This window comes from Calidifontibacillus oryziterrae, assembly GCF_000331575.1.
Lineage (GTDB): Bacteria > Bacillota > Bacilli > Bacillales > Bacillaceae_J > Calidifontibacillus_A > Calidifontibacillus_A oryziterrae.
This window is the reverse complement of sequence record NZ_ANOK01000005.1, coordinates 49,009-74,654: the sequence shown is the minus strand read 5'-3', so window position 1 is coordinate 74,654 and position 25,646 is coordinate 49,009. Positions and strand designations below refer to the sequence as shown.

Annotated in this window: 16 protein-coding genes, 3 pseudogenes and 1 riboswitch; of the genes and pseudogenes, 14 read left to right on the top strand and 5 right to left on the bottom strand. The window is 36.7% G+C overall.

What is annotated here, in order from left to right; genetic code table 11:
* The first annotated feature begins 187 nt into the window (after window positions 1-187).
* From D612_RS0104865 to D612_RS0104830, 8 genes and pseudogenes are all read left to right on the top strand, one after another.
* Entirely contained in the window at window positions 188-874 is a 687-nt protein-coding gene (locus D612_RS0104865) for a response regulator transcription factor (protein ID WP_017754369.1), read from the top strand.
* Window positions 871-2,763 (top strand): sensor histidine kinase, encoded by a 1,893-nt coding sequence (locus D612_RS0104860; RefSeq protein WP_017754368.1) that lies wholly within the window; start codon window positions 871-873, stop codon window positions 2,761-2,763. The genes D612_RS0104865 and D612_RS0104860 overlap by 4 nt, the downstream gene beginning before the upstream one ends.
* Before the next feature lie 108 nt (window positions 2,764-2,871).
* Window positions 2,872-3,162, top strand: a complete 291-nt coding sequence (locus tag D612_RS0104855; RefSeq protein ID WP_017754367.1) for a hypothetical protein — start codon at window positions 2,872-2,874, stop codon at window positions 3,160-3,162.
* A 253-nt stretch (window positions 3,163-3,415) separates the two neighbouring features.
* Window positions 3,416-4,033: an N-acetylmuramoyl-L-alanine amidase family protein gene (locus D612_RS0104850; RefSeq protein ID WP_233274983.1), complete on the top strand. Its 618-nt coding sequence runs from the start codon at window positions 3,416-3,418 to the stop codon at window positions 4,031-4,033.
* Between the two features lie 729 nt (window positions 4,034-4,762).
* Window positions 4,763-5,557, top strand: coding sequence for an ABC transporter ATP-binding protein (locus D612_RS0104845; RefSeq protein WP_017754365.1), 795 nt, complete (start codon window positions 4,763-4,765; stop codon window positions 5,555-5,557).
* A 68-nt stretch (window positions 5,558-5,625) separates the two neighbouring features.
* The gene (locus D612_RS0104840; RefSeq protein WP_407637451.1) at window positions 5,626-6,612 is read left to right on the top strand and encodes a FecCD family ABC transporter permease; all 987 of its coding nucleotides are present in this window, start codon (window positions 5,626-5,628) and stop codon (window positions 6,610-6,612) included.
* Window positions 6,612-7,646, top strand: a pseudogene (locus tag D612_RS17900) (FecCD family ABC transporter permease). The gene D612_RS0104840 and the pseudogene D612_RS17900 overlap by 1 nt, the downstream one beginning before the upstream one ends.
* A 290-nt stretch (window positions 7,647-7,936) precedes the next feature.
* A complete protein-coding gene (locus tag D612_RS0104830) occupies window positions 7,937-8,893 on the top strand; it encodes an ABC transporter substrate-binding protein (protein WP_017754361.1) in 957 nt (318 codons plus the stop codon).
* A gap of 151 nt (window positions 8,894-9,044) precedes the next feature.
* Here D612_RS0104830 and katG read toward each other — a convergent pair whose 3' ends face one another.
* Both katG and D612_RS0104820 read right to left on the bottom strand, forming a co-directional pair.
* A complete protein-coding gene (gene katG / locus D612_RS0104825; protein ID WP_017754360.1) occupies window positions 9,045-11,261 on the bottom strand; it encodes a catalase/peroxidase HPI in 2,217 nt (738 codons plus the stop codon).
* A 218-nt stretch (window positions 11,262-11,479) separates the two neighbouring features.
* Window positions 11,480-11,821: pseudogene (locus D612_RS0104820) on the bottom strand (spore photoproduct lyase family protein); the annotation flags it as partial.
* Window positions 11,822-12,284: 463 nt separating this feature from the next.
* Here D612_RS0104820 and D612_RS19925 point away from each other — a divergent pair.
* The 6 genes and pseudogenes from D612_RS19925 to D612_RS0104795 form a co-directional block, all read left to right on the top strand.
* Window positions 12,285-12,881: pseudogene (locus tag D612_RS19925) on the top strand (cupin domain-containing protein); the annotation flags it as partial.
* Entirely contained in the window at window positions 12,879-13,172 is a 294-nt protein-coding gene (locus D612_RS19920; protein ID WP_407637450.1) for a DUF5661 family protein, read from the top strand. The pseudogene D612_RS19925 and the gene D612_RS19920, both read left to right, overlap by 3 nt.
* Before the next feature lie 335 nt (window positions 13,173-13,507).
* Window positions 13,508-14,236: an anthrax toxin lethal factor-related metalloendopeptidase gene (locus D612_RS0104810; RefSeq protein ID WP_017754357.1), complete on the top strand. Its 729-nt coding sequence runs from the start codon at window positions 13,508-13,510 to the stop codon at window positions 14,234-14,236.
* A gap of 378 nt (window positions 14,237-14,614) precedes the next feature.
* Entirely contained in the window at window positions 14,615-15,409 is a 795-nt protein-coding gene (locus D612_RS0104805; protein WP_017754356.1) for an SIMPL domain-containing protein, read from the top strand.
* Between the two features lie 254 nt (window positions 15,410-15,663).
* Window positions 15,664-16,575, top strand: coding sequence for an AraC family transcriptional regulator (locus tag D612_RS0104800; RefSeq protein WP_017754355.1), 912 nt, complete (start codon window positions 15,664-15,666; stop codon window positions 16,573-16,575).
* Window positions 16,576-16,841: 266 nt separating this feature from the next.
* Window positions 16,842-21,113 carry an immunoglobulin-like domain-containing protein gene (locus D612_RS0104795; RefSeq protein WP_017754354.1) on the top strand — a complete coding sequence of 1,424 codons (4,272 nt, stop codon included), beginning with the start codon at window positions 16,842-16,844 and terminating at the stop codon, window positions 21,111-21,113.
* 1,022 nt (window positions 21,114-22,135) lie between these two features.
* Here D612_RS0104795 and sstT read toward each other — a convergent pair.
* The 3 genes from sstT to D612_RS0104780 form a co-directional block, all read right to left on the bottom strand.
* On the bottom strand, window positions 22,136-23,368 hold the full coding sequence (gene sstT / locus D612_RS0104790) for a serine/threonine transporter SstT (protein WP_017754353.1): 1,233 nt from the start codon (window positions 23,366-23,368) through the stop codon (window positions 22,136-22,138).
* Window positions 23,369-23,767: 399 nt separating this feature from the next.
* Window positions 23,768-24,310: a hypothetical protein gene (locus D612_RS0104785; protein WP_017754352.1), complete on the bottom strand. Its 543-nt coding sequence runs from the start codon at window positions 24,308-24,310 to the stop codon at window positions 23,768-23,770.
* An 80-nt stretch (window positions 24,311-24,390) separates the two neighbouring features.
* Entirely contained in the window at window positions 24,391-25,311 is a 921-nt protein-coding gene (locus D612_RS0104780) for a COG1470 family protein (protein ID WP_017754351.1), read from the bottom strand.
* A 44-nt stretch (window positions 25,312-25,355) separates the two neighbouring features.
* A riboswitch (cyclic di-GMP riboswitch) is annotated at window positions 25,356-25,439 on the bottom strand.
* Window positions 25,440-25,646: the final 207 nt, after the last annotated feature.

The window sequence follows — 25,646 nt, the reverse complement described above, 5'->3', positions numbered from 1 at the left end:
TGAAAGTATCATTACTGGATTGATTGAAAATGGAAATATGGGAACAATAATTCTAAAATTTATTAAATTAGGTGGGGATACTGTAGTAAAGATTATCTGAATTTAAGTCAACATCTTTATCTCATCTTTACATCAATATGGTACTCTTTCATAGGTAGTAACCGTTGAAGCATTGTGAGGGAGAAAAATGAAAAAAACGATATTAATTGTAGAAGATGAAGATATTTTACGTGAAATTATGAAAGATTATTTAGTAGATGAAGGATATAAAGTGTTAGAAGCAGCAGATGGAAATGAAGCTCTAGCTATTTTTGAAGAATATGAAGTACACCTAATTATTCTAGATATTATGTTGCCAGAATTAGATGGATGGTCTGTATGCAAGCGGATTCGAAAATCATCCAATGTACCTATTATTATGTTGACGGCACGAAGCGATGAAGATGATACGTTATTAGGTTTTGAACTGGGGGCGGATGATTATGTTACAAAACCGTACCGCCCCCCGATTTTATTGGCTAGAGTAAAACGATTACTGGATAGTCGATATTCTCATATAAGTAACAAATCTAACGAAGATACTTTAATAAGTAGTGGTATTCATGTGCATTTTCCTACACGTACGGTATTTGTTGATGGAGAACAAATTAGTTTGACGTATACGGAATTTGAAATACTAACCTACTTAATGCAAAATCAAGGGATTATTTTGACAAGAGAACAACTCATTACGAAAATTTGGGGGTACGAATTTTCGGGCGATGATCGCACGGTCAATAGTCATATTCGAAATTTACGTCATAAATTAGGAAATAAAGCAAATTGTATTGTTACGGTTATTAGAGCGGGTTATAAATTTGAGGGAAAAGTATGAAACAAGGGATTGTATTAAAGCTATTTATCTTAACAACTATATTATGTATGTTTATTTTGGCAACAATTTTTGTTGGACAAACTATATTTTTCAAGCAATATTATGAAAACCAAAAGGTAAAGAATATTGAAACAAGTATTCAAAGCTTTACGAAAGAGTATTTAAAATCTGAAAAAAATGTTGAAACAATCCAAAAGCTAAAGCAGGATTTTTACCAAGAAAATATGACTTGGATTGCAGTATTAGACAGGGTAGGAACTATTAAACACGCAAGTGATTTTTCCATAAAAGTTCATATAGATCCAGCTCGAGATAAAGAGTTTTCTAACCGGACGATTTCCATTCCTTTGTATAGTTTAATTGGTTTAGAAGAAATGGAAAGGGTCAAGTTCGATCTGAAACAAGGAAATCGAATTTATATAGACGGAATAAAAAAAGATAATACGGTAGTTCCAGCTATATTAACGGTAGATAATAAGAATACAGTCTTGGAAAATATGCTCTTATCAGAAAAATTATATGGTAATAAAGAGATAACAGAACCTTCTCCAATAGAGCAATCGAGGCAATTAATGGACGACAATCGGAAATTACAAGTACCCGTGGAACCAGGCAATTCAAACATTTATAATGGTTCAAAGTTGTTTTTAAAAGGAGATATTCAGGAATTACAATTACCTTTTGGGTCAGGTAGTTCAAACATTTATACAAATCGTGTATTTATAGAAAGGGTAAAACAATTTCAGGTGAATTTACTGTTTGCTGAACGCCATTATAGCAAGCCTGAAACAATCGACTTTGAAGAAAATAATATTAATTACAAAATATTTATTAAACCGATAAAAGATACAACTGGTGAAACAATGTATATTTTTGCGATGACATCATTACAACCAGTTGATGAAGCTATTCAAATGTTAAAAGATTATTATATTTACCTAATTATCTTAGTAGTTCTTCTTGTTGTTCTTTCGTCATTTTATTATTCAAAAAAGATTGCCAAACCATTATTACAAATAAACGATACGACGAACAAGATGGCAAACTTAGATTTTTCTGAGACTATACGTATTACATCAAATGATGAGATTGGTGCATTGTCACAAAATATTAATACGCTTTCCAATACGTTACATTCGTATATTAATCAATTGCAACAAGATATAGAGAAAGAAAAAAGGTTGGAAAATACACGAAAAGAATTTATTTCGAGTGTGTCACATGAATTAAAGACCCCTTTAAGCATTATGAAAAGCTGCATCTCCATTTTGGAAGATGGGGTTGCGAGTAATAAAAAAGATTATTATTTTCAAGCGATGTCAAAAGAAGTAGATAAAATGGATATGCTTATTGTCGATATGCTCGAATTAGCAAAATTTGAGTCTGGTACGTATAAAATGAAGATGGATGTATTTTATATTGATGAGGTCATCGAGTATATATGTGTGCAATTAAATATAGATATAATGAACAAGCAATTACATGTCCATAAACAACTATTTAAAGTGAAGGTTGTTGCCAATCAACATCGAATTGAACAGGTTTTGACAAACTTTATTACGAACGCGATTCGTTATACACCAGAAAACAAAGAGATTATCATTTCTACAATAGAAGAGCACGAGCGTGTAAAAGTATGCATTGAAAATAAAGGGGCACATATAGCAGAGGAACATTTAGAGAAAATATGGGATCGATTTTACCGTGGGGATGCGTCTCGTAGGCGGTCGAATGGTGGAACAGGATTAGGTCTGGCTATTTCAAAAAATATTTTGGAGCTGCATGGTGCACAGTATGGTGTTTTGAATACTGAAGATGGCGTGTTGTTTTTCTTTTATTTAAAGAAACAAGAATATATGAGCCACCCGTTCAATCAGCCTTTGCCATAGGTATTGAACGGATAGACGAACAGTCACTGTTACTGTTCGCAAGGCTCATCGCTAATTTTCATTGAAGTTATTGCAGAAATATAGTGAAAGATGGGGGAGGGCATTCACTTGTCCTTGAATATTTTATTACTAATAACTTTATTTATATTGATTATACCTTTTGTAATTTACTTGAAAAGTACAAATAAGAAAGGTAAAATGCCGTATGCAATCGCGTGCTTTATATATTTAGGTGTTGCAAGTCCTGTTGTATACGCAGTAATTAATCATAAAATTGTGCAATATGTGGATGCCAATATTGGTTTAGGACTTGCATTTTTTACTACATGGTTTCTTACTATATGTCTATTTTTGATTTCTCTTGTTTTCTTCTTTAAAAAAAGACGTAACAAGGAATAGAAGACCGATAGATTTCCGATTCCTATTCTTTAAATGATATTGACATGATCTGCACCTAATCTTTATCTCTCTCTATTAATCTTTAAAAAGTACAAGGATACTTTGAAATAGAAGGGATAGATTAGCGATGGCATTCCAGCACAATAATAGGAGAAGAAGGGGAAAAAGTAGGCTTTTTATTATATTGATCTTATTTCTCATTCTACTATTATCAGTTTTCATCAACAATTCCATTAACAATAACGATAATTACATGAAAGTTAGTTCCAGTAGTGATAATCACAATCGTGACCAAAACAGTAACACACCTTTTAAGGTTGTAATTGATCCAGGACATGGTGGCAAAGATGTCGGAGCTTCAAGCGCAAGTGGCCAGTATGAAAAAGATTTTACATTAAGTGTATCGAGAAAGGTTGAAAAACTACTGGAGAAGGAACCTCAAATACAAGTTTTTATGACAAGAACGGATGATAGCTTTATTTCGCAAGAAAGTAGATACAGACCAAAATATGCGAACAACTTAAATGCAGATTTATTTATTTCGATTCACGGAAATACTTTTACAAATCCGAATGTTTCCGGCACAGAAACATATTATTATCACAACAATTCTCGCCATTTTGCTGAGACCATGCAGGAACATGTGGCGGAAGCTACCGGATTTAGGGATAGAGGCATAATGGTGAAAGATTTATTTGTTATAAAGGATACAAAAATGCCTGGGGCTTTGATAGAAGTAGGATATTTGACAAATCCCGAGGATGAGTTCAAAATGTGGGCTGATGAATTTCAAAATCGCGTGGCTACTGCTATTGTTGAAGGGGTTAAGGAATACATTTACGGAGAAAAAGGAATAATCGCGAAAAACTAGTAATCTATGACGGTAACACACAAAGAAAATGTTATTATTAATGGAATAAATAAAGTACTAAATTAGTAAATGAATGAACAAGGATAAAATTACAAGGTACGTATATTTCATGTTTAGATAGGGCGACTTTGGTATAATAAGGATACTGATGAATATTTCAACTAAGGCTGTGCTAGCAAAAGGCACAATATGGGGATTATTGGAAATTGATAGGCGTTATAAACAACCAATGGACGATTTAGGAAGTAAGGATATTTAAATTATAATAGGCAAATACCACTATGTTAATATGTTTGCGGGATTACTACTCAACGTACGTTGATTGTTGCATTGCTGAAATTTACACAAAGTAAAAATGAGCTCATGGTAAACACCGAGCTCATTTTTTTGTTAATTCATTAAGCTATGGTAGTAAGCGCTGTATCCAATAGTGGTACAGTCCTTTTTCCTTTTGTTCAATACCCCTTCAGTTCTTTGGCTACGCTATAACACGAAAAGAGATGTTATATTTACTTTTTAAATCATGGTGGATATTACATGAAATATTATTAAAGAAATAAATTTTTGCCTTCATTTTAATCATTATAAACGAGTTTTCTTGCCTTATTTTTACCATACTATTTGACAAAGGGGTGTGATATAGCTCATTGACTCGATTGGCTTCATACATTAGGATGAGTATATGATAATGATTATCAGTGTCAAAAGCAAAGGTAGGTTGAGGATTTTATGTCAGGACTTACAATTGATCAAATCGCAGTAGGCTACAATGATTTTCTCATCATTGATGGCTTAAGCGTAAAAATACCTGAGAAAAAAATAACAACGATTATTGGACAAAATGGTTGTGGTAAGTCAACGTTGTTAAAAGCTATATCAAGACTGTTGAAAATAAAACAAGGGACTGTTTTTTTAGATGGAAAGGAAATTCATCAATTACATACAAGAGAAATTGCTAGAAAAATGGCAGTTTTACCGCAAACGGCTGAGACACCGCCAGGATTAACTGTGTTTGAGCTTGTATCATATGGTAGATTTCCACATCAACGAGGTTTTAGATCGTTAAAAAAGGAGGATTATCACTTTATCAATTGGGCGATTGAAGAAACAGGACTATCTGAGTATAGAGATCATCCTGTTGAATCATTATCAGGTGGTCAAAGACAACGAGTATGGATTGCGATGGCACTTGCTCAAGATTCAGAAATTCTAGTTTTAGATGAGCCGACAACGTATTTAGATTTAGCACATCAGCTAGACATACTATTATTATTAAAAAAACTGAATGAGCAAGAAGGCAAAACCATATTGATGGTTCTACATGATCTAAACCATGCTTCTAGATTTTCTGACTATTTGATTGCGATGAAAGCTGGGAAAATAGTAACCGAAGGTTCTCCAGAAACGGTAATGACTAGTGACAATTTAAAAACTATATTTGATATCAATGCAATCCTAGCAGAATGTCCTTTTAGTAATCACCCCATTTGTTTATCGTACCAATTATGTAAAGCGCGTTCCTAAAGGAGTTACACATGCAAGATTCTACGAAAAATGCAGACAAGTTAACATTAAAACCAAAGAATCAGCCTATGGTAGCAAGTATAGTCCTATTCGGCGGCATAGCCTTATTGGTGTTTGCGATATGGAGTTCGATTCTATTTGGTGCAGCTGATATTAAATTTTCTACTGTTTGGCTCGCAGTGTTTGATTATAATTCTACGTTAACAACACATCAAATTATTCAAGAAATCAGACTACCGAGAGTCCTAGGAGCCGCAATAATAGGTGCTTGCTTTGCGGTAGCAGGTTCTATCATGCAAGGGATGACAAGAAATCCCCTTGCAGATCCAGGCCTTTTAGGTTTAAACGCAGGTGCTGCCTTTATGGTGGCTATTTGTTTTGCATTCTTCCCAGGGCTGTCTTATCAATATCTTATTTTGTTTTCTTTCGTAGGTGCTATGCTTGGCACCATTTTAGTATATGGAATTGGTTTTATGGGAAAAGGTGGATTAACACCTATGCGCCTTGTTTTGGCAGGTGCAGCTGTCAGTGCATTGCTTGTAGCATTAAGTCAAGGGATTGCTATTCATTTTGATCTTGCACAAGATTTAGCCTTTTGGTATGCAGGCGATGTTTCAGGTACTACGTGGAGTAATCTCAAAATCCTCACTCCTTGGGTAGTAGTTGCAATGATTGGAGCTTTTATCATCGGTCCATCCCTAACATTACTAAATCTTGGGGAAGAGGTTGCCATCGGTCTTGGGCAAAGAACAGGTGTGATAAAACTTTTTGGAGCTGTCATCGTATTAATTTTAGCAGGCATTGCAGTCTCAGTTGTTGGTGCAGTTAGTTTTGTCGGGCTTATGATTCCCCACATTACTCGATTTCTTGTTGGCCATGATTATCGATGGATTATTCCATGTTCCATTGTTATCGGAAGCTTGTTCATGGTTGTTGCGGATCTTTGTGCCAGAATGATTAATCCGCCATCTGAAACACCTATTGGAGCATTAATTGCTTTAATTGGCGTACCTTTCTTTCTTTATTTAGCGAGAAAGGGAGGAAGGGAGCTATGATTCAAAAGACTCTAATGTCAAAGGCGCAACTTCAAAAAAGACAGAAATTCATCATTGTTATGATTATTTTACTAATTTTACTCGTAGTGACTTTTTTCATCAGTATGAATACAGGAGCTAGTAAGCTTTCTCCATTCGAAGTCTTTCAGACATTACTACGTCAGGGTACCAATAGACAAAATTTAGTGTTATTTGAATTTCGTTTACCGCGAATCGTAATATCCGTGCTGGTAGGAATTGGTTTAGCTATTTCAGGGTGTATTTTACAAAGTATATCGCGAAACGCTCTTGCTGAGCCTGGAATACTGGGTATAAATTCTGGTGCAGGTTTAGGAGTTATGCTATTTATTTCATTTGTTCCAGCAGGAGCATTGGAGCTTTCATTATTTTTACCTCTATTTGCATTTTGTGGGGCGCTCATTACCGCTGGAATTATTTATGCATTTTCCTATAAGCGCGGTGAGGGAATTTCGCCGACAAGATTAATACTGACCGGAATTGCGATAGCAGCAGGGATCAATGCCGCAATGATTGTATTGACATTACGTTTAACGCCAGAGAATTATCAATCAATTGCAGTATGGATGGCTGGAAATATCGGAATATCAAGCTGGAAGAATGTTGTTGCTTTGCTTCCATGGTTAATAATACTCTTACCAATTGTGTTATTAAAAACTCGCGTATTAAATGTTCTTGATTTAGGGGATCAGCATGCGATAGGTTTAGGTACCTCGATTGAAAGAGAACGATTATTTTTGCTAGGATCGGCTGTAGCGCTAGCTGGAGCAAGTGTATCTGTAAGCGGAAGTATTAGTTTCGTAGGGTAAATTGCACCGCATCTTGCGAGGCAGTTAGTTGGTTCAAAACATGAATTTAGTTTGCCTGTTGCAGCTTTACTAGGGGGACTTTTAGTACTTGTTGCTGATACAGTTGGGCGCTTTATCATTCAACCGTCTGAGATACCGGCGGGAATAATTGTTGCGATTATTGGGGCTCCATATTTTCTATATTTGCTTGCACGGGCAAAAGCTTGATATATGTGAGTTGTTGCATATTGTTTTCTATTGGCATGCATTCTGCCAGTTCAACGACATTTGCTTGACATGAACGCGCTAAAACAACGAAGTGGCTGTAACGAAAATTACTACCAAGGTTAACAGACAAACATGCAAATTTCTAGGCCCATATACGAATGAATATATAAGGTTTCCACAGTTGTTTCAGGGAGAGCCATAATTCTAAAGAAAATATTGAGATAAATCAACAATGACTTTACATGTAAAAACTGACTGAGAATTAAAATTTACATTGGAGGAATATATCAATGGTAAAGAAAAGCCTATTACTAAGTCTATCTTTTTTACTTACAATACTTGTTCTGTCTGCTTGCGGTGGGAATTCTGATTCAAGTGATATTGTACAAGATCAATCTGTAGGAGAGTCTGCTGGGCAGGTCAGGACATATGAAACAGTAAAAGGGAATATTGAAATCCCCGTTAAACCAGAGCGAATTGTAACCGATTTTTATGTGGGAGAATTGTTATCTGTTGGAGCAAATGTAGTTGGTGCAGATTCAGATGCTTTTGCTCATCCATTTATACAAGATCAACTCTCGAAAATAATGGATTTAGGTTCACCAATAAATGTAGAAATGATTTTAGACTTGGAACCAGATCTTATTATTACAATGTACGAAGATCGTTATGAAGAATATTCAAGAATTGCGCCAACACTATATATCCCGTGGGCAGCAGATGCTGATATTTATGATACGCTGGAAAAATTCGGGGATATAACTGGTAATAGCAGTGAAGCAAAAGAATTTATAGCTGAATATGATAAGGAAATTTCAGAAGCAAAAAAGAAGCTTGAAGGAGTTTTTGACGAAGATACAACGTTCGGTATTTATGAGTTAACCCCTGATGACAAATTATATGTATTTGGGGCCAACTTTGGTCGTGGTGGACAAGCATTATATGATGCACTAGGCTTAAAAGCTCCAGAAATAATTGAAAAAGAAGTTATGAATGGGGAAGGCTGGAAGGAAATCTCTTATGAAGTATTGCCAGAATATGCTGCGGATTATATGTTTTTAACAGTATATGATCCTGAGGGGATAGGCCAAAGTTTGAAAAAATTACAAAATTTATCCATTTATCAAAACCTTGAAGCTGTGAAAAATAATAAATTTTTTGTTAACGATTTTGATCAATTTTATCGATACGATCCTATTGCCATTCGAGAGCAAGTGAAATTGTTTGTCGAAATGTTAGGAAAGTAGGAAATGAAATTCGGCATTATAGATCATGGGGTCAGTAATCAATCGTAGCACTTAGAATTTGTTTCGTTACTTTTCAGTGGTAAAGGATTAAAGTATAAGAAAGGACATCGGCTTCCGCCATTGTGGGCGGAAAGCCGTGTCTTTCTAACACTTATTTACCTGTTAGTTCAACTTTTCTATGGCCAATCGCTTTAAGATCAAAGCGATCTGCGTTCATCACCTTGACCCAAGCAGCGATAAAGTCACGTACAAACTTCTCTTTGTTATCATTTTGAGCGTAAACTTCCGCTATGGCACGTAGAACAGAGTTTGAGCCGAAAACTAAGTCTACTCTTGTTGCTGTACGCACGATTTCGCCAGTCTTGCGATCACGGCCTTCATATATGACACCATCTACAGACTTCCATTCGACTCCCATATCAAGTAAGTTAACGAAGAAGTCATTTGTAAGTACACCTAAACGATCTGTGAACACACCATACTCAGTGCCACCATAGTTTGTACCTAGAACACGCATACCGCCGATAAGAACAGTCATTTCTGGTGCCGTTAGATTTAAGAGCTGAGCCTTATCTATAAGGAGTTCTTCTGGACTTACACTATACTGTTTCTTTTGATAGTTACGGAAACCGTCAGCGATCGGCTCCAGCACTTCAAAGCTTTCTATATCGGTTTGCTCTTGTATTGCATCGCCACGTCCAGGAGCAAAAGGAACTATTACATCAAAGCCAGCATCTTGTGCAGCTTTTTCAATTGCAGCATTACCACCTAGTACAATTAAATCGGCCATGCTTACCTTCTTATCTAGATCCTTTTGAATGCTTTCGAATACATGAAGTACTTGTTCAAGTTGTTCGGGCTGATTGACTTCCCAATCCTTTTGTGGGGCAAGACGGATGCGGGCACCGTTAGCACCACCACGATGATCTGACCCACGATACGTACTAGCAGAAGCCCAAGCAGTGGTCACTAGTTGGCTGACTGTAAGTCCTGATTCAAGGATTCTTGCTTTTAGCTCTGCTATATCAGACTCAGCTAAATCATAATTACCTGCTGGTACAGGATCTTGCCAGATGAAATCTTCTTCTGGAACTTCCGGACCTAGGTATCTTGTTTTAGGTCCCATGTCACGGTGTAAAAGTTTGAACCATGCCTTGGCAAATGCATCAGCAAACTCGTCTGGATTTTCATGAAAACGACGAGCAATCTTCTCGTATTCTGGATCGTGACGCAATGCCAAATCAGCAGTGGTCATCATTGTTGGAACTTTAATTGATGAATCTTCTGCATCTGGTGCAAGATGCTCGTCAGCAGGATCTACAATAGCCCATTGCCAGGCACCTGCAGGACTTTTTGTAAGCCACCACTCATATCCAAACAATAGATCGAAGTAACCGTTATCCCACTGTGTTGGATTAGCAGTCCAAGCACCTTCGATACCGCTACCTATAGTGTCACGGCCAAATCCCTTTCCATGAGAACTTTGCCAGCCTAATCCCTGTGCCTCAATTGGAGCAGCCTCTGGCTCTGGACCAACAAGAGCTGCATCTCCTGCACCGTGAGCCTTACCGAAAGTGTGACCGCCAGCGATTAGTGCAACAGTGTCCTCATCATTCATCCCCATACGTGCGAAGGTTTCACGAATATCGTGAGCCGAAGCAATCGGATCTGGTTTGCCGTTTGGACCTTCAGGGTTCACGTAAATCAACCCCATCTGAACAGCAGCAAGTGGATTTTCAAGATCACGATCACCTGTGTAACGATTATCACCTAGCCACTCCGTTTCCGTGCCCCAATAGATATCTTCTTCTGGATGCCAAATATCTGGGCGGCCTGCTCCAAAACCTATTGTTGGACCGCCCATGTCCTCAATCGCAACATTTCCTGCTAGAACAAGCAAGTCTGCCCATGAGATCTTGTTCCCATACTTTTGCTTAATTGGCCAAAGAAGACGTCGTGCCTTGTCAAGGCTAACGTTGTCCGGCCAGCTATTAAGTGGTGCGAAACGTTGGTTACCAGTTCCACCACCGCCTCGGCCATCGCCTGTGCGGTAAGTACCAGCTGCGTGCCAAGACATACGAATAAACAATGGACCATAATGACCATAGTCAGCAGGCCACCAATCCTGACTGTCTTTCATTAGATCTTTAAGATCCTGCTTTAGAGCATCGTAATCTAACTTCGAGAATTCCTCAGCATAATCAAAGTCTTCTCCCATAGGGTTGGACTTTTTGTCATGCTGATGGAGAATATTTAAGTTTAATGCATTTGGCCACCAGTCTCGATTTGAAGTGCCACTTGATTTGTGGCTAGTTGCACCACCGTGAAACGGGCATCCTCCAATGTTGCCATTTTCTTTAGTATCCATATTTCCATCTCCCCCTCATTTAAGTTTAATAATTTATTCATCTAGTTAACTAAAACGTAGAAAACTAGATTTATAATAATTATTATGTAATTGCAATGCTAAATTATGAGTTAATTTGGAAGAAATATAGACAACATTATCGGGATGAATTAAATAAAAAAAAAAGAGGACCTTTCATAATCTTGAAAGGATTGTATATGGTGGTGATATCAAGTAAACTAAGTGAAATATTCTAGTTTTGCTTTTGGGAAAAACTTCTCCATAAAGGTGTAAAGATGTTTTTTTATGTCCCCTTCTTCATCTTTTTGATAAATATATTTTCCAATTCCGTATTTTCCCCATTTATATCTTCTTTTTTCTTCATCTAACTCTAATTTTGTCATCGGGTAGTTTTTTTCAATTACTCTTTTAGCAGGCTTTGTAAAACGATGCTGGATAAACTCAAAGGTAAGATCTTTCTTCGCCTCAGAAGGTAATTCAGTATCCAAACGCTCATACATCTGATAATATCCATCTTGCCATCCTTCATGAAGATAAATAGGTGCGACAATAAACCCAAGTTGCGAATCTTACGGACACACGTTCCGCTATTTGTGGGAATTATTGATTTTCATAAATTTAACGGACATACGTTCCGCTATTTGGAGAAAACGAGGTAATTTTCAGCTACTATTCAGCATATAAAGGATCTGGTGTCCGTTAAAAGTAAAAAAACGCGTATTGTTGATAAATAACGGATTTGAGGTCCGTTAAATCTAGAAGTTGAAATCGATTAAGGATTTTTACTCAATATTTGATCCTATCTCTGTTATAAAGATGAAAAATAGGTACGTAATTAAATTAAACCACCTTAATAGGCATGTACCGTTGCTGTTATAAAGATTAGTGGTAGGTAGGAATGTAATTCACTAAACAGTACCAGTTTTAAATAAAAAACATTACCCAAACATAGTGCATAATAAAAAACATTACCCAAACATAGTGCATAGTATAATTTGAAAAGCTATGAAGGGAATGAGTAAAATGTATTACGTTCCAAATATGTATCCATATCAATATCCGTATTATGTAAATGTACCCATTTATAACTTTAGAGGGCAGTCTGATTATGGAGCTTTTCCTAATGAGATAGAGCATACAAACAGAATGGATCCAATTGGATATTTTAATAGTAATGAAAGGATTAGGTTAGCAGATTATGGTCCTGAACCATTTGTGGTTAATATTAATGAAGCTACGAAACAAAACAAAACTTATCGCACCGCTTTATGGACAGGAGAATATTTGCAAGTTACGTTAATGAGTATCAATGTTGGTGAAGATATCGGATTGGAAATGCATCCTGATGTCGATCAATTCTTACGGGTTGAACAGGGGCAGGGGCTTGTTCAAATGGGCAATAGCAAGGATAATCTTGATTTTGAAAGAAATGTCTATGATGATTTTGCAATATTAATACCTGCTGGAACATGGCATAATCTTACCAATATAGGTAACATTCCGTTAAAACTTTACTCGATATATGCTCCGCCTAACCATCCATTTGGTACTGTTCATGTAACCAAAGAAGATGCAATGGCAGCAGAAGAAGCTCACGGCCATCGCAAAAATTCAAATATCTTTGGGATAAAAAGAATCAAATTTAGAACGAGCTTTTCAAAAGAGGAAGCTGCTGCCATAGCAATACTATTAGGTATTGATTTTACGAAGAGTAAATTTGATTTAAATGAGTTTTGGATGGGAGTAAATACTGAACTTGAACATGGGAGAAAATACAATCTGACAAATGTTACAACGGATGATCCTATAACAACTGGGAAAATTGCTTTGGCTCATCTCAATGAATTTCCAGATTATTATAAAAGGTTGAAAGTGCTTGAGGAGGAAGCAAAAGCTCATTGGAACAAATAATTAACTAGATAAAATGGTTATGCAGAATTTTAGCTGACCTTATCATACGAACTAGATTGATAAAGAAACCTCGGATATTTGAACTGCACCTCCAATTGTTAGATGGTGTCCAACAATTGGGGTGCAGTTCAATTTGAATTCGGGGTTTTTTCTTTTTTGATTTGAGTACCATTTGAAATTGGAATGATTGATCTAACTTCAACGTATGGCCTTTAATTCCGCTTTTATTCGTAAAAAATCTCATAAAACTACTAGACTTTTTATTTTTTTCATATAACTTTCAGACTCATAATTTATATTTTTTATTAAGATTTGATTCTTTGGGAGGTATACTCATGAAAAGAATATCGTTATTCTTTTTTTCAATTGTAATAATCTTTTCAGCGAATAGTTATGTTAATGGAAAATCACTGGGTGATTCATTGGATGAAAAGCAGCTAGACATTTCATATGAAAGTAAACGAGTAGAAATGCTTGTTCGCGATATTGTTCTTCTGCCGGAAAATAATGACTTCGATAGAGAAAGTGCACTCAATATGATTATGAGAATTTCACAAATTGATCCAGTTATTCTCTCTTTTTTAGCTGAGAATAATCTGAAAGTAAAGCTTTTTGATGGAAATATTACAGATGAACCATATTTTCAAAAGTTAAGTGGGATAGTACCTAGAGGGTGGGATAATGGATTAACATGGGATGATGTTCCAGGTGGTTGTAGCTCTACTTTAGCAGCAGCAAAAATAGGAGCTAGTCAGACTGGAATGGGGCATAGTTCGATAAATTTAGAATTACATGAGATTGGCCACTTATTTGAGAGAAACTATCCAGCTCTTAAAGAGAATTTAGTATATAATTCAATATGGAAGGAAGAAGCGCCAAAATTAATGCCATCACGCCAATATTTCTTAGACTACCAAGATGAATTTTTTGCCGAAGCATTTGCCATGTATTACTATGATGATAATTCAAGAGAAATTTTGAAACAAAATGCACCTAAAACATTCGAATTATTATATGAAATTGAAAATAATCCAGTTTTTAATTTAAATTCCTCTCTCATATAATGCTTCTCTGAAATGGAGTTATCTTGCGGACAACAGATCCGTTATTTTATGGAAAAATTATAGTATAGCATGATTAATGGACACAGGATCCTTTATTTGATGTTCATCGAATTCAATTGGCACTTAATATCACGAATAACGGAATATATGTCCGTAAAAATCAATAATAATGTCTAAACTGGGGAATTAGCGGAACTCCTGTCCGCTAATTTCTTTTTTTTATTATATAATAAAGAGGAAATAGTCAGTTATTAAACAATAATACTAGTAGCATGTTGTGGAAAAGTCATATAAGGAGCAGAAACGAACATTTAAAACGTCAGCATTGAAAAATAGTATTTACTACTTTAAAAAAATCTATATGAGGAGATGATTTGTATGACAATTGGAACGATGAAGAAAATCATTGGTATTGTAGTCATGGCAATATTATTTATCACTTTAAATTCGTTAACAAGTAGCACAAATGCTTATGCGAATGAGTCTGAACTATCAAAAAAGACAATCAGTGTGAATGGGGAGTATAGTGTTAAGGTTGCGCCTGATATTGCTTATATTGATATCGCAGTTAACACGTTTAATGAGGATGCAAAAAAAGCGCAGGAGTTAAATAAACATCAGATGAACAAAGTTATGGAACAGTTGAAAAATCTTGGGCTTGAGGAGAAGGATATCCGCACGACTGATTATCGAATTCAGCCGAGATACGAATGGAAAAATGTTGAAAAGAAAAATAATCAAGGCGGGATTGAAACAATTAGAGAACAAATACTAATTGGTTATGAGGTAATTAATAATATTAGAGTTACAGTAAACGATTTTCAAAAAGTAGGTACTATTATTGATACTACTGTTAAAGAAGGTGCAAACAAAATTAATAATATTGCTTTTGGATTGAGCGACGCTGTAAAAACGAAAAAATATTTGGAAGCATTAAAGGGAGCAGTGCAAAACGGAAAATCAAAAGCGGAGTATATTGCGAGTATATATGGAATCTCTCTAACAGTACCAGCTGTTATAAGTGAATCGGGTGCTTATTTGCCATCCCCAATCAATTATGGCATGGAAAAGGTTTCAGCAAGTGGCGTTTCTTATGATAGTGTCTCGTCTACGCCAATCTCAGGCGGAGAAATGGAAATCCGTGCGAATGTAAATATCATTTATCAGTATTAAGAGATTTAAAAGGAATACGTTATGATATTCATACTGTAATCTATCGTAAGTATTATTTATCAGTATTAAAAAATTTAAAGGCTGTTAAAAGGGAGTATTTACCAAGCGGGTATGTTAATAAGTAAAAATAACGTACAAATCCAGAAAAGCTGAGACAAACAAAGTAGGTGGGAATATATGCGACAAAAGCTTATGGATTTACCACACTTGCAGTAAGGTAGCTGAGACAAAGACAAACAAAGTAGGTGGGATATATGCGACCGGAAACAATTGAATTTACAGATGGATTACCAGTTAAAGCGTTTGTTAGATCTATAGAGCAATATCCCTACCACTGGCATGATACGTTGGAAATTATCCAGGTCTTAAAAGGTTCGGTTCATGTGGGACTTGGTAATGATAACCTACTGCTTAAGGAGAATGATATCGCTGTAATCAACATTGGGGAATTGCACCGCATCACCAAAAGTGAACAGGATAATGAAGTTTTAATACTTCAGATTGATGCAAGCTTTTGCCGGGATGTACTTCCCGAAAACGAATATTTTTTTATTTACTGTTGTTCACCCTACCATGAGTCAGAAGTGCCGGAAAAATATAAAATAGTAAAAGAAACAATTGCCCAGTTGCTCAAAGCTTTAAGTGAAGGTCCCACTGGTAATAGCAAAGATACTATTCATAATATCCTTACAAATATGATTGCTTACCTGAATTATAGTTTTGATTTTTTACGGTGGGGATATGGCATAACCCCCTTTAGTGAAAAATTGGTTGAGAGACTCAAAAAGATTGCTGGACATGCGAGCGGCGAACAAGAGGTACAATTGGGATTGAAAGCCTTGGCAGATGAAGTTGGTGTGACGTTGCACCATTTATCTCATGATATTAAGGATAAGTTTGGGTTCACTTTCCAGGAATTATTGTATTACAGCAAATGTGAACAGGCGGCAAAGCTACTTTTGAGCACCGAGCGAAGGGTTATAGATATTGCCATGGAGTGTGGGTTTTCCGACGTGAAGTATCTCATTAAACATTTTAAGCAAAACTTTCAATGTACACCATCGGAGTTTAGGAAAAAACATCAGGCGGATAAAAAAAGTCTCGCATCCCAGGTAAAATTTCATGATTGCCCTCTAGTCGAATCTATTCATATAACAAAAATTTAATATGATATGGCCTAACACCTTGAATATTTTTCAAGGTGTTTTTTTCTATCCGCAAAATCGTCAATGCATGATTTTTTTAAAAAAATTATAGTCAACATAGAATGGGGGAAAAATGCCTTAAGCTGATTTATCACAAAACACCATCAGGGTTCCACAAGGTAAAAGGGCTATGAAATTCGTGTTGATGTGTGAATTTCGTGGGTGGCCCCCTATAAAGCAATAGTATTGGTGAAAATTACAACTAAACTTTAGTAGGAGGAGATGAAATGTACACTAAAGGTCTTACCAAAATAACCGCTCGATTTGTGGTTATCTGTATGCTAATAGGAATGTGGATGCCGGCAGTTATACCTACGACAGTAGATGCGACTGATATGTCAGCGGATGAGAGAATTACCGCAGACATTCAGGCTTTGGCATGGGACGTAATTAGTGGCGAAAACACAACAGCAGACACTATAACAGTAAACCTCGTTCTTCCAAAGACCGGGGAAAATGGATCAACAATCAGCTGGAGTGTTTCACCAGATGACGGAACAATTAACACTGACACAGGAGCGGTCACAAGACCAGCAGCGGATAGTGAAGACAAAACTGTTACCTTAACGGCAACTGTGAGCTATGCAGGAGGGACAAACCAGACAGAAGACTTTATTCTAATTATTATGAAGCTTGTCGAGGATACGTATTATTCGGTAACGTATGATGCTAATGGCGGCAGTGGCACAGTACCGCTAGAAACTGAGAAAGCAGAAGGTGATACCTTTACCGCAGGGGTTAACAGCTTCACTCCACCGGAAGGCAAGCAGTTCAAGCACTGGAACACAAAAGCAGATGATACAGGTACACCCTATGCTGAAGGTGAAAACGTGACGATGCCTGCAGAAAATCTAACCCTTTATGTGATTTGGGAGGATGAAAAATTAGTTACTTTTGGGGCACCCTGGCCAGGGGACGGAAGTGGGACAGTCGCCGACCCTTATCAAGTGGCAACAGCGGACCAGCTTAATGCAGTACGAAATTTTCTAAATAACAGCGAAGTCTATTTCGAGCAGACAGCGGATATTGATTTGGAAGGCTATGCCAACTGGATTCCAATTGGTGATGCCACTAACCCGTTTACTGGTAAATACAACGGCAATGGTAAAACCATATCCAATCTGACCATCAATGACGGTACTTTGGAGTACGTTGGTTTGTTCGGATTATTGAGTAATGGTGGTAAGCTGGAGAATATGACGTTGACAGGTGTTTCAGTTACCTCAACGAATGATGGAGTATGGAAAGAGGAACCAAGAAATGAACACTACGAAGGGATTGCCCATGTGGGAGGACTGGTTGGTGCTATTGATAGAGGAACCGTAACTGACTGTAGTAGCACTGGTAATGTGATCGCAGGGATTGCTTCTAGTGTTGGCGGATTGGTCGGTTTTAATACTGGAGGAACAATCAGCTCTAGTATGAGTGAAGGAACTGTTAACGGTAGTGATGATGCAAATGTTGGTGGACTGGTTGGTTATAATTATGGTGATTTTGGAAACATCAACAATAGTTCTAGTAGTTCACATGTAACTGGTGGTAAAAGCGATAATGGATATTTCTATTTTGATTATTCGTCGTCTATTGGCGGGCTGGTAGGCAGGAATAGGGCGAAAATTAACAATAGCGATAGTTCTGGAAATGTCAGTGGCGAAGAACGGGCATATGTGGGCGGCCTGGTAGGTTATCATCATGGGAATAGTGTTTCGGAAATTAAAGACAGCTCCAGTACTGGCAATGTCACAGGAGGGGATAGTGCCACGGTAGGCGCACTGCTTGGTTATGACAGTGGCGGTAGCATAACTCTAAACAGCATCGCCATCACGACACCAGCAACTAAGTTAGCCTATGCAGTGGGAGAAGCATTGGACAACACCGGCCTTGTTGTCACAGGAACCTATGCGGGGAATAACAAAGCCGCCTTGCCGATTACAGCTGCAAACATCACTGGATTTGACAGCAGCGTACCTGCTGATGATCAAGTATTGACGATCACCTTTGACGGCAAAACAACTACCTATGCCGTTGATATATCTCTAGACTGGCCGGGTGATGGCAGTGGTACAGAAGCAGACCCTTATCAAGTAGCAACAGCGGACCAACTTGATGCAGTACGAAATTATCTCAATACTAGCGATATCTACTTCGAGCAGACTGACGACATTGATTTATCAGGCTATGCCAACTGGACACCCATCGGGAATGAATTTAAAGGAACAAAATTTGCCGGCAGTTATGAAGGCAACGGGTGGACCATAACTAATCTGACATCTAGCAATTCCTTGACCTGGGTGGGCTTATTTGGTGCAATAGATACCGGCGGAGTTCTGAAAAACATCACTCTAGAGAGTGTCATTATAGAAAATAGCCTGACCGGAGATTATGCCTTTGCGGGTAGTCTGGTGGGACATAATTATGGAATCATCAGTAACTGCAGTGTTCTAAGCGGTACTGTAAGCAGTGCGGGACGCGCAGGCGGATTGCTGGGCTATAATGACGGCTCGGTCAGTAGCAGCTACAGTTTGGCAACAGTATCAGGTGGAGATGACGAATACTCTGGGGGCTTAATCGGCTACAATGGCGGCACCGTTACAAATAGCTATAGCACTGGCGACGTCACTGGTGGTGTTAATGCTTCAGTGGGCGGTCTGATTGGCTTCAACGGCGGAATTGTCAACAACAGCTACAGTATAGGGGCTGTGGCAGGGGACTCCGATGCAACGGTGGGTGGTCTGGTTGGTAAAAACTACGATGAAGTCACAAATAGCTATTACGACAGCGAAACATCAGGACAAAATGATGATATCGGCAAGGGAAGACCAAAAAACACTGCCGAAATGGGACAACAGGCAACCTACGAGGGGTGGGACTTTAGCGGCGTCTGGAGAATCACCGAGGTTCTTACTTATCCTCTCTTACAGTGGCAGCCCCTGACTATGGGAGAAATCAATGAACTGATCACGATTGATACAGAGGCAATAACCTGGGATATCATCAAAGGAGAAAACAGCGCCGAAAATAACGTGACCACAGGACTCTATCTTCCGACAGCGGGAACCAATGGCACAACCCTAAGCTGGGGCTCCAGTGATCCTACGGTCATCGCTGGCGACGGGACAGTTACAAGACCAAGCCACAGCGAGGGAGATAAGTCCGTTACCCTAACAGCTACTGTCAGCAAGGAAGGCGGTACAAGCCAGGCGAAAAGCTTTACTTTGACCATTAAAGCTCAGCCAGCAACTGGCGGCAGTGGTGGCGGTGGTGGTTCAAGCTCATCATCTAACCAAAACAGTACAACGGCCGATGGCACAGTTACAAGAACTGTTCAAAATGGACAAAAGGTTGATCAAGTAACGATCAATGAAACAAAAGCAACGGAATTAATAAATGACGCATTAAATAAAAATCAAAATACGATTACGATTGAAATAAATACTTCAAAGGAAGATCCTGCAGATAAAGTTGAAGCAACCTTATCAAAGGAAACACTAAGTCGCATAAGTAATAACGATTTGGCCGTTACAATTGAATCGAATCATGCAACGATTTCAATTCCAACAACTACATTGAGCAATTTAAATCAAGACGTTACTTTTACAATTGAACAAATAAAAGCATCTACAGAAATTCAAGAAACGGATTCTGTGATTAGTATTATTGCCCCAAATGGAACAAAAGTAGGTCAGTCGCTTAAAATAGAAACGAATTACGAAGGGAAAACAGATGTAACATTACCATTAGAGGGCATTGATATTCCAAGCGACCCGGATGAACAAAAGACTTTCCTAGCGTCTCTAGGTGTGCTAGTGCAGCATAGTAAGGATGATAATGAAGTGGTAACGGGCAAAATTGTTTACGATCAAAATAATCAACCTATTGGTCTATCATTCTCAATTGAAAGATTTAGTACATTTACGATTCTTGCACTACCACCAAAAGAACAAGTAGAAAATCCTACATCAACTTCTATTATCGTTAACGATATAAGCGGACACTGGGCTGAAGATACGATTCGCCAATTAATTTTAAAAGGGGCTGTAGGTGGATATCCTGATGGAACATTCAAACCGAGCCAAACAGTCACTAGAGCAGAATTTGTGGCTATGCTTGCTAAGGCTATTGGAATAGAGGAAACGAAAAATAATAGTAAAACATTTTCCGATATCCAAAATCATTGGGCGAAAAATGTGATTGAGCAGGCAGCGACAATTGGTATTGTAAATGGATTAAGTGAAGATCAATTTAGACCAAATGAAGAAATTACTAGGGAACAAATGGCAGTCATGATTGTTAATGCAGGAGCACTTAAGCAAGTTGATTCAAAAAATAACTTCCTAGACAGTGAAAAAATTGCGAGCTGGGCAGAAAGCGCTGTGAACACAGCTGCGAATTACAAAATAGTAAACGGTCTTCCAAATCAAACTTTTAATCCACAAGGAAAAGCAACAAGAGCAGAGGCAGCAACAGTGATTATGAATTTACTAAACTTAAATAACTGATGAAGCAATGGACGAGTCTATTAACACTGCTAATACTCATATAAGAATTTATGTAGTGGATTCAAGTTAACTGAAGAGTAAAAACACTTATAGATTTTTTCTATAAAAATATATTTTCACCCTTTTGGGTGATTTTTTTTTATGTTTTCGAAATATTAACCTTGTTATGTATTAAAGAATAAGTAACGATATTTGTTTCTTGCCATGCGAAATGTAAGGGGAATTCCGAATTTTTCTAGCATACCTAACTTCGTGCAGTTTAAGCCACAAATACCGTAATTTGGGAAGTTTCTGATGATTTTAAATCGAGTTCTTCAACTAAAGATGTTAATTAGAATTACCAAGCCTCACAAAATAATGGAATAGATATACTAACGGACACCAGGGCCGTTATTTTATCAAAATCATGTATTTCTCCAATTTTATCGGACACCAGATCCGTTATTTGATAAAAAACATACAAAAAAGCATCTTTATTGATTGAATAACGGAACGTATGTCCGTTAGATTTAACTTAATAGCTAATTCTAACAAATAACGGAACGTATGTCCGTAAAACTCAAACTAGGACTTAACAGTTTTCCTCTTATAAACAAAACTAATTTCCAAATATTAATATCAAATAAATCCTGTACAAAAAAACAAACCCATTTTCAAATTTTTTATTTGTGAACGGGTTTGTCGTTTGTTAGAGCATATTATTTGAACGTATTAACTGATCGTACTAAAGATTTTCAAATAATTTCCCATAGTATTATGCGTATTATTACGACAATCACTTAATTGGATTTAAAGCTAGGATAGCGACATTGCCAACTGACCGTAATAACATCGATTAATTGGATTTAAAGCTAGGATAGCGACATTGCCAACCACCTGAGCGGACAAGGTTAGTCAAAAAATAGATCGCTTAATTAAATGTAAAACTAAAATTTCAGAACTTTAATAAAATAGACCAATCCTTTTACAAATTCTCATTTGTGAAGGGTTGGTCTACAGTTTGTCTATACTAAAAAATCTTTTTATGGATTAACAACAACCTCTTTGCCTTCCTTACGTAGCTTGGCATATTCGGCTGTTGCTGTAAAGACAACATCGGTTGAAGAATTAAGTGCAGTTTCACAAGAGTCTTGTAAAACTCCGATAATAAAACCAACACCAACGACTTGCATTGCAATGTCATTAGGAATTCCGAATAAACTACAAGCGAGAGGAATAAGCAACAGTGATCCACCGGCAACCCCTGAAGCACCAGCAGCAGATACAGCTGATAAAACGACAAGAATTAGTGCTGTACCAATATCTACTTGAATACCTAGAGTGTGAACAGCGGAAAGAGTTAGAACTGCGATCGTAATTGCTGCACCAGCCATATTTATTGTGGCCCCTAATGGTATTGATACTGAGTAAGTATCTTTATTTAAATTTAGTTTTTCACATAAACTCATATTTACCGGAATGTTAGCAGCTGAGCTCCGTGTAAAGAATGCTGTAATTCCACTTTCTCTCAAAGCTCTTAATACAAGTGGATATGGATTTTTTCGAATATAAAGATATACAATAATAGGATTTACGACAAGGGCAACAAAAAACATACATCCGAGAAGTACTAAAAGTAATTTTCCGTAATCGAGCAGAGCCGTTAAACCATTCGTTACAATCGCATCAAATACAAGACCCATGATTCCGATCGGAGCTAAATTAATAACCCATTTTACTAGCTGTGAGATGGCATCTGAAAAATTAGCAAACATGTCCTTAGTAGAATCGGTAGCCCTTCTTAAAGCAATACCAAGAAGGATAGCCCAAGTTAAAATGCCGATATAGTTAGCATTCATTAAAGCATTAACTGGATTGTCTACAATATTAAATAATAATGTCTTCAGTACTTCGACAATACCACCGGGAGGTGTTAAACCCTCTGCGCCAGTAGTCAGTGATAAGCTTACCGGAAAAAGGAAACTCGCCAAAACGGCCACAAATCCAGCAAGGAATGTTCCGATTCCATACAATCCAAGAATGGATTTCATATTTGTTTTCATACCACTTCTATGATTAGATATGGCTGCGATAACTAAGAAAAATACCAATATTGGTGCAACGGCCTTTAATGCCCCAACAAATAAGGAACCAAAAATTGATATCCATTTAGCGGCATCAGGTATCGTAACAGCTAAAATAATACCTATAATCATACCGATAAGTATTCGTTTTACTAGACTTAACTGGTTCCACTTTAGAATTAAATTCTTCATGTACTTCCCTCCGAATTCTAATAGATGCATAAAAAAAATTCACAATTATATTGTTAGGTTGTATATTTAAAGTGAATTTTGCCAATTGTGAATTATTTTAAAATATTAATATCATTATACTAAAATATTTGTAGTTGTTCTATAAAAATTTTGTGTAAAGTTGGAAAAGGTATATATTTCGCTATAATTCATATATGATTTATTATATGCAGGATTATATTTATCAATTATTCATTTGAATATCTTTAATCGAAAAAACATTTTTATTATTTTGTCACTCTAGTATTAGGCTTTAACATGGACGGATAGAAGCAAAGTCTATAAAAAGTTTCGCAAGCTGAAAACACTCAGAAATAGAAAAGGAAGGCAAAAAAATGAATTGCCTTCCTTAAATAGTTATTAAAAACCAGGTATAGAGATAGTAACAGTTGTTACAAAGTTTGTTTCATCACTAATACTAGACAATACTTCATTATCGGAAAAACTATTATCTTGAGAAGATAGGTCAAGATTAAAATTTAAATTGACTACATCATTACTTGCTCCATTTCCGGAATCACTAGTAAATTCTTCGGAATCAGTTGTTATTGGAGCAAATGCTCCCTCATCAACGGATAAGCCTAAACGCTCAATGTCCAATGTGTTACCAGCACTATCTGAGAAGTTCGTACCAGTAATATAGGCAGTATAGTTTGTATGATATCGAACAGATAATGATGGTTCGGTCACGATTTGGTCATTAAGAGAAAATGTTGCAGCGTTGTTAGAAGCCCCGATGAATCCTTCAAAATTAACTTCGTTGAAATTTAATGACATCCCTGACTTTGGCCAAAGCTTTGCAGTTATGTTTACTTCATTTGCTGCTAGAGAGTATAATGGTACAGAAGCAGCTAGTAATAGAGTACATAGAAGTAGCTTTGGTAGTTTTTTAATATACTTCATGATTTGCCTCCTAAAATATAATTTGAGTATTATATATAAAACCCTTTCCTTTGGCGGAAGGATGGGGTGACAAGGGGAACTTACTCTTTTAATCTAGTTGCTTCCTCTATCCATCTCTTCTTTAACCTCCTTAAATATATTCTGATTCCCAAGAATAAGAGAATGATGACTACCAAACTAGTTAAAATAAATACCCAAGGAACAACAGCTAAATATACTGAGTCTTTTTCAAATCTTTCTCCATCCATTGAAAATTGATATGTTCCTTTATATATCCCAATTAAATCAAGTTTTTCCCATAATACCTTTATGTCTTTTTCATGATTTGGAAGCAGGTTAATTGTTGGAATCTGGATTGATGTCGACTCTTTTGTAAGAAGATTCACTATTTCGATACTACCTTCTGATTCTAAATGTACATTTCCCTCGTTTTTTACAAAGAAGTGAAAATATCCACCATTTATCTTATCTTGGCTTGTGTTAATTAAACTCCATCTTTTATCCGTTGGGATCGTACCGTCTGGATTCGTTACTGTAACATAAAGAATGGGTAATATTTCTGTTTCGAATTTTACTTGTGATGCATTAGTATTTGGGTTTGAAAATTTATTAGAAATTAGCGCGGAGTGCTCGCCAATCTCAGCGTTTTTGGGGATGGAAACAGTTAGTGCGACTTCTTTTGATTCTTTTTTTTCTAAATTTAAAACATTATCGTTGAGATTTGACCACTTCATAACAGAAAAGGATTCATGTCCATTTGTTGGAAATTTAAGTTGTTTCCCTTCAAGTTTGAAGTCCTTAATATTAAGCGATACTGAAACGGTATTATCTGTATCGTTAAATACTTTATATGTATGGGTGATTTTGTCTCCTGGTTTTCCTGTAAGCTCTATAATCATATCTGAAACAGAAAAGCCTTCAAAATTTTCTGCGAATATTTGTGAAGGAAAACTGAAGAGAATTAAAATCATAGAAATGAATAGTTTCCAATTTTTTTGCATGCTGTTGAACCTCCTGATAGTCTTAAAATGAAAAAAACCGGCCAAAATAAAATGGCCGGTTGCGCTACTCGCTCCGATTCATCCAAGCGCCCAAATAAAGATGAATCTTCTTTGCTGCAGTTTATATTTTCTTAATTTGAATCTTATTTTATTTGATTTGTTGGAGGAATTATATAGTTTGGGTAAAATTTAACATAATGTTCAAAAATTATCCTGAGATATTTTATTAATCATTTCTTTTCGATAGGATCTTAAGCTGTTTTTGATAACGAGACAAATCGAATTTTAAGCATTGATACTATGTTTAGACGTTTAAATATCGTGATATATATCAC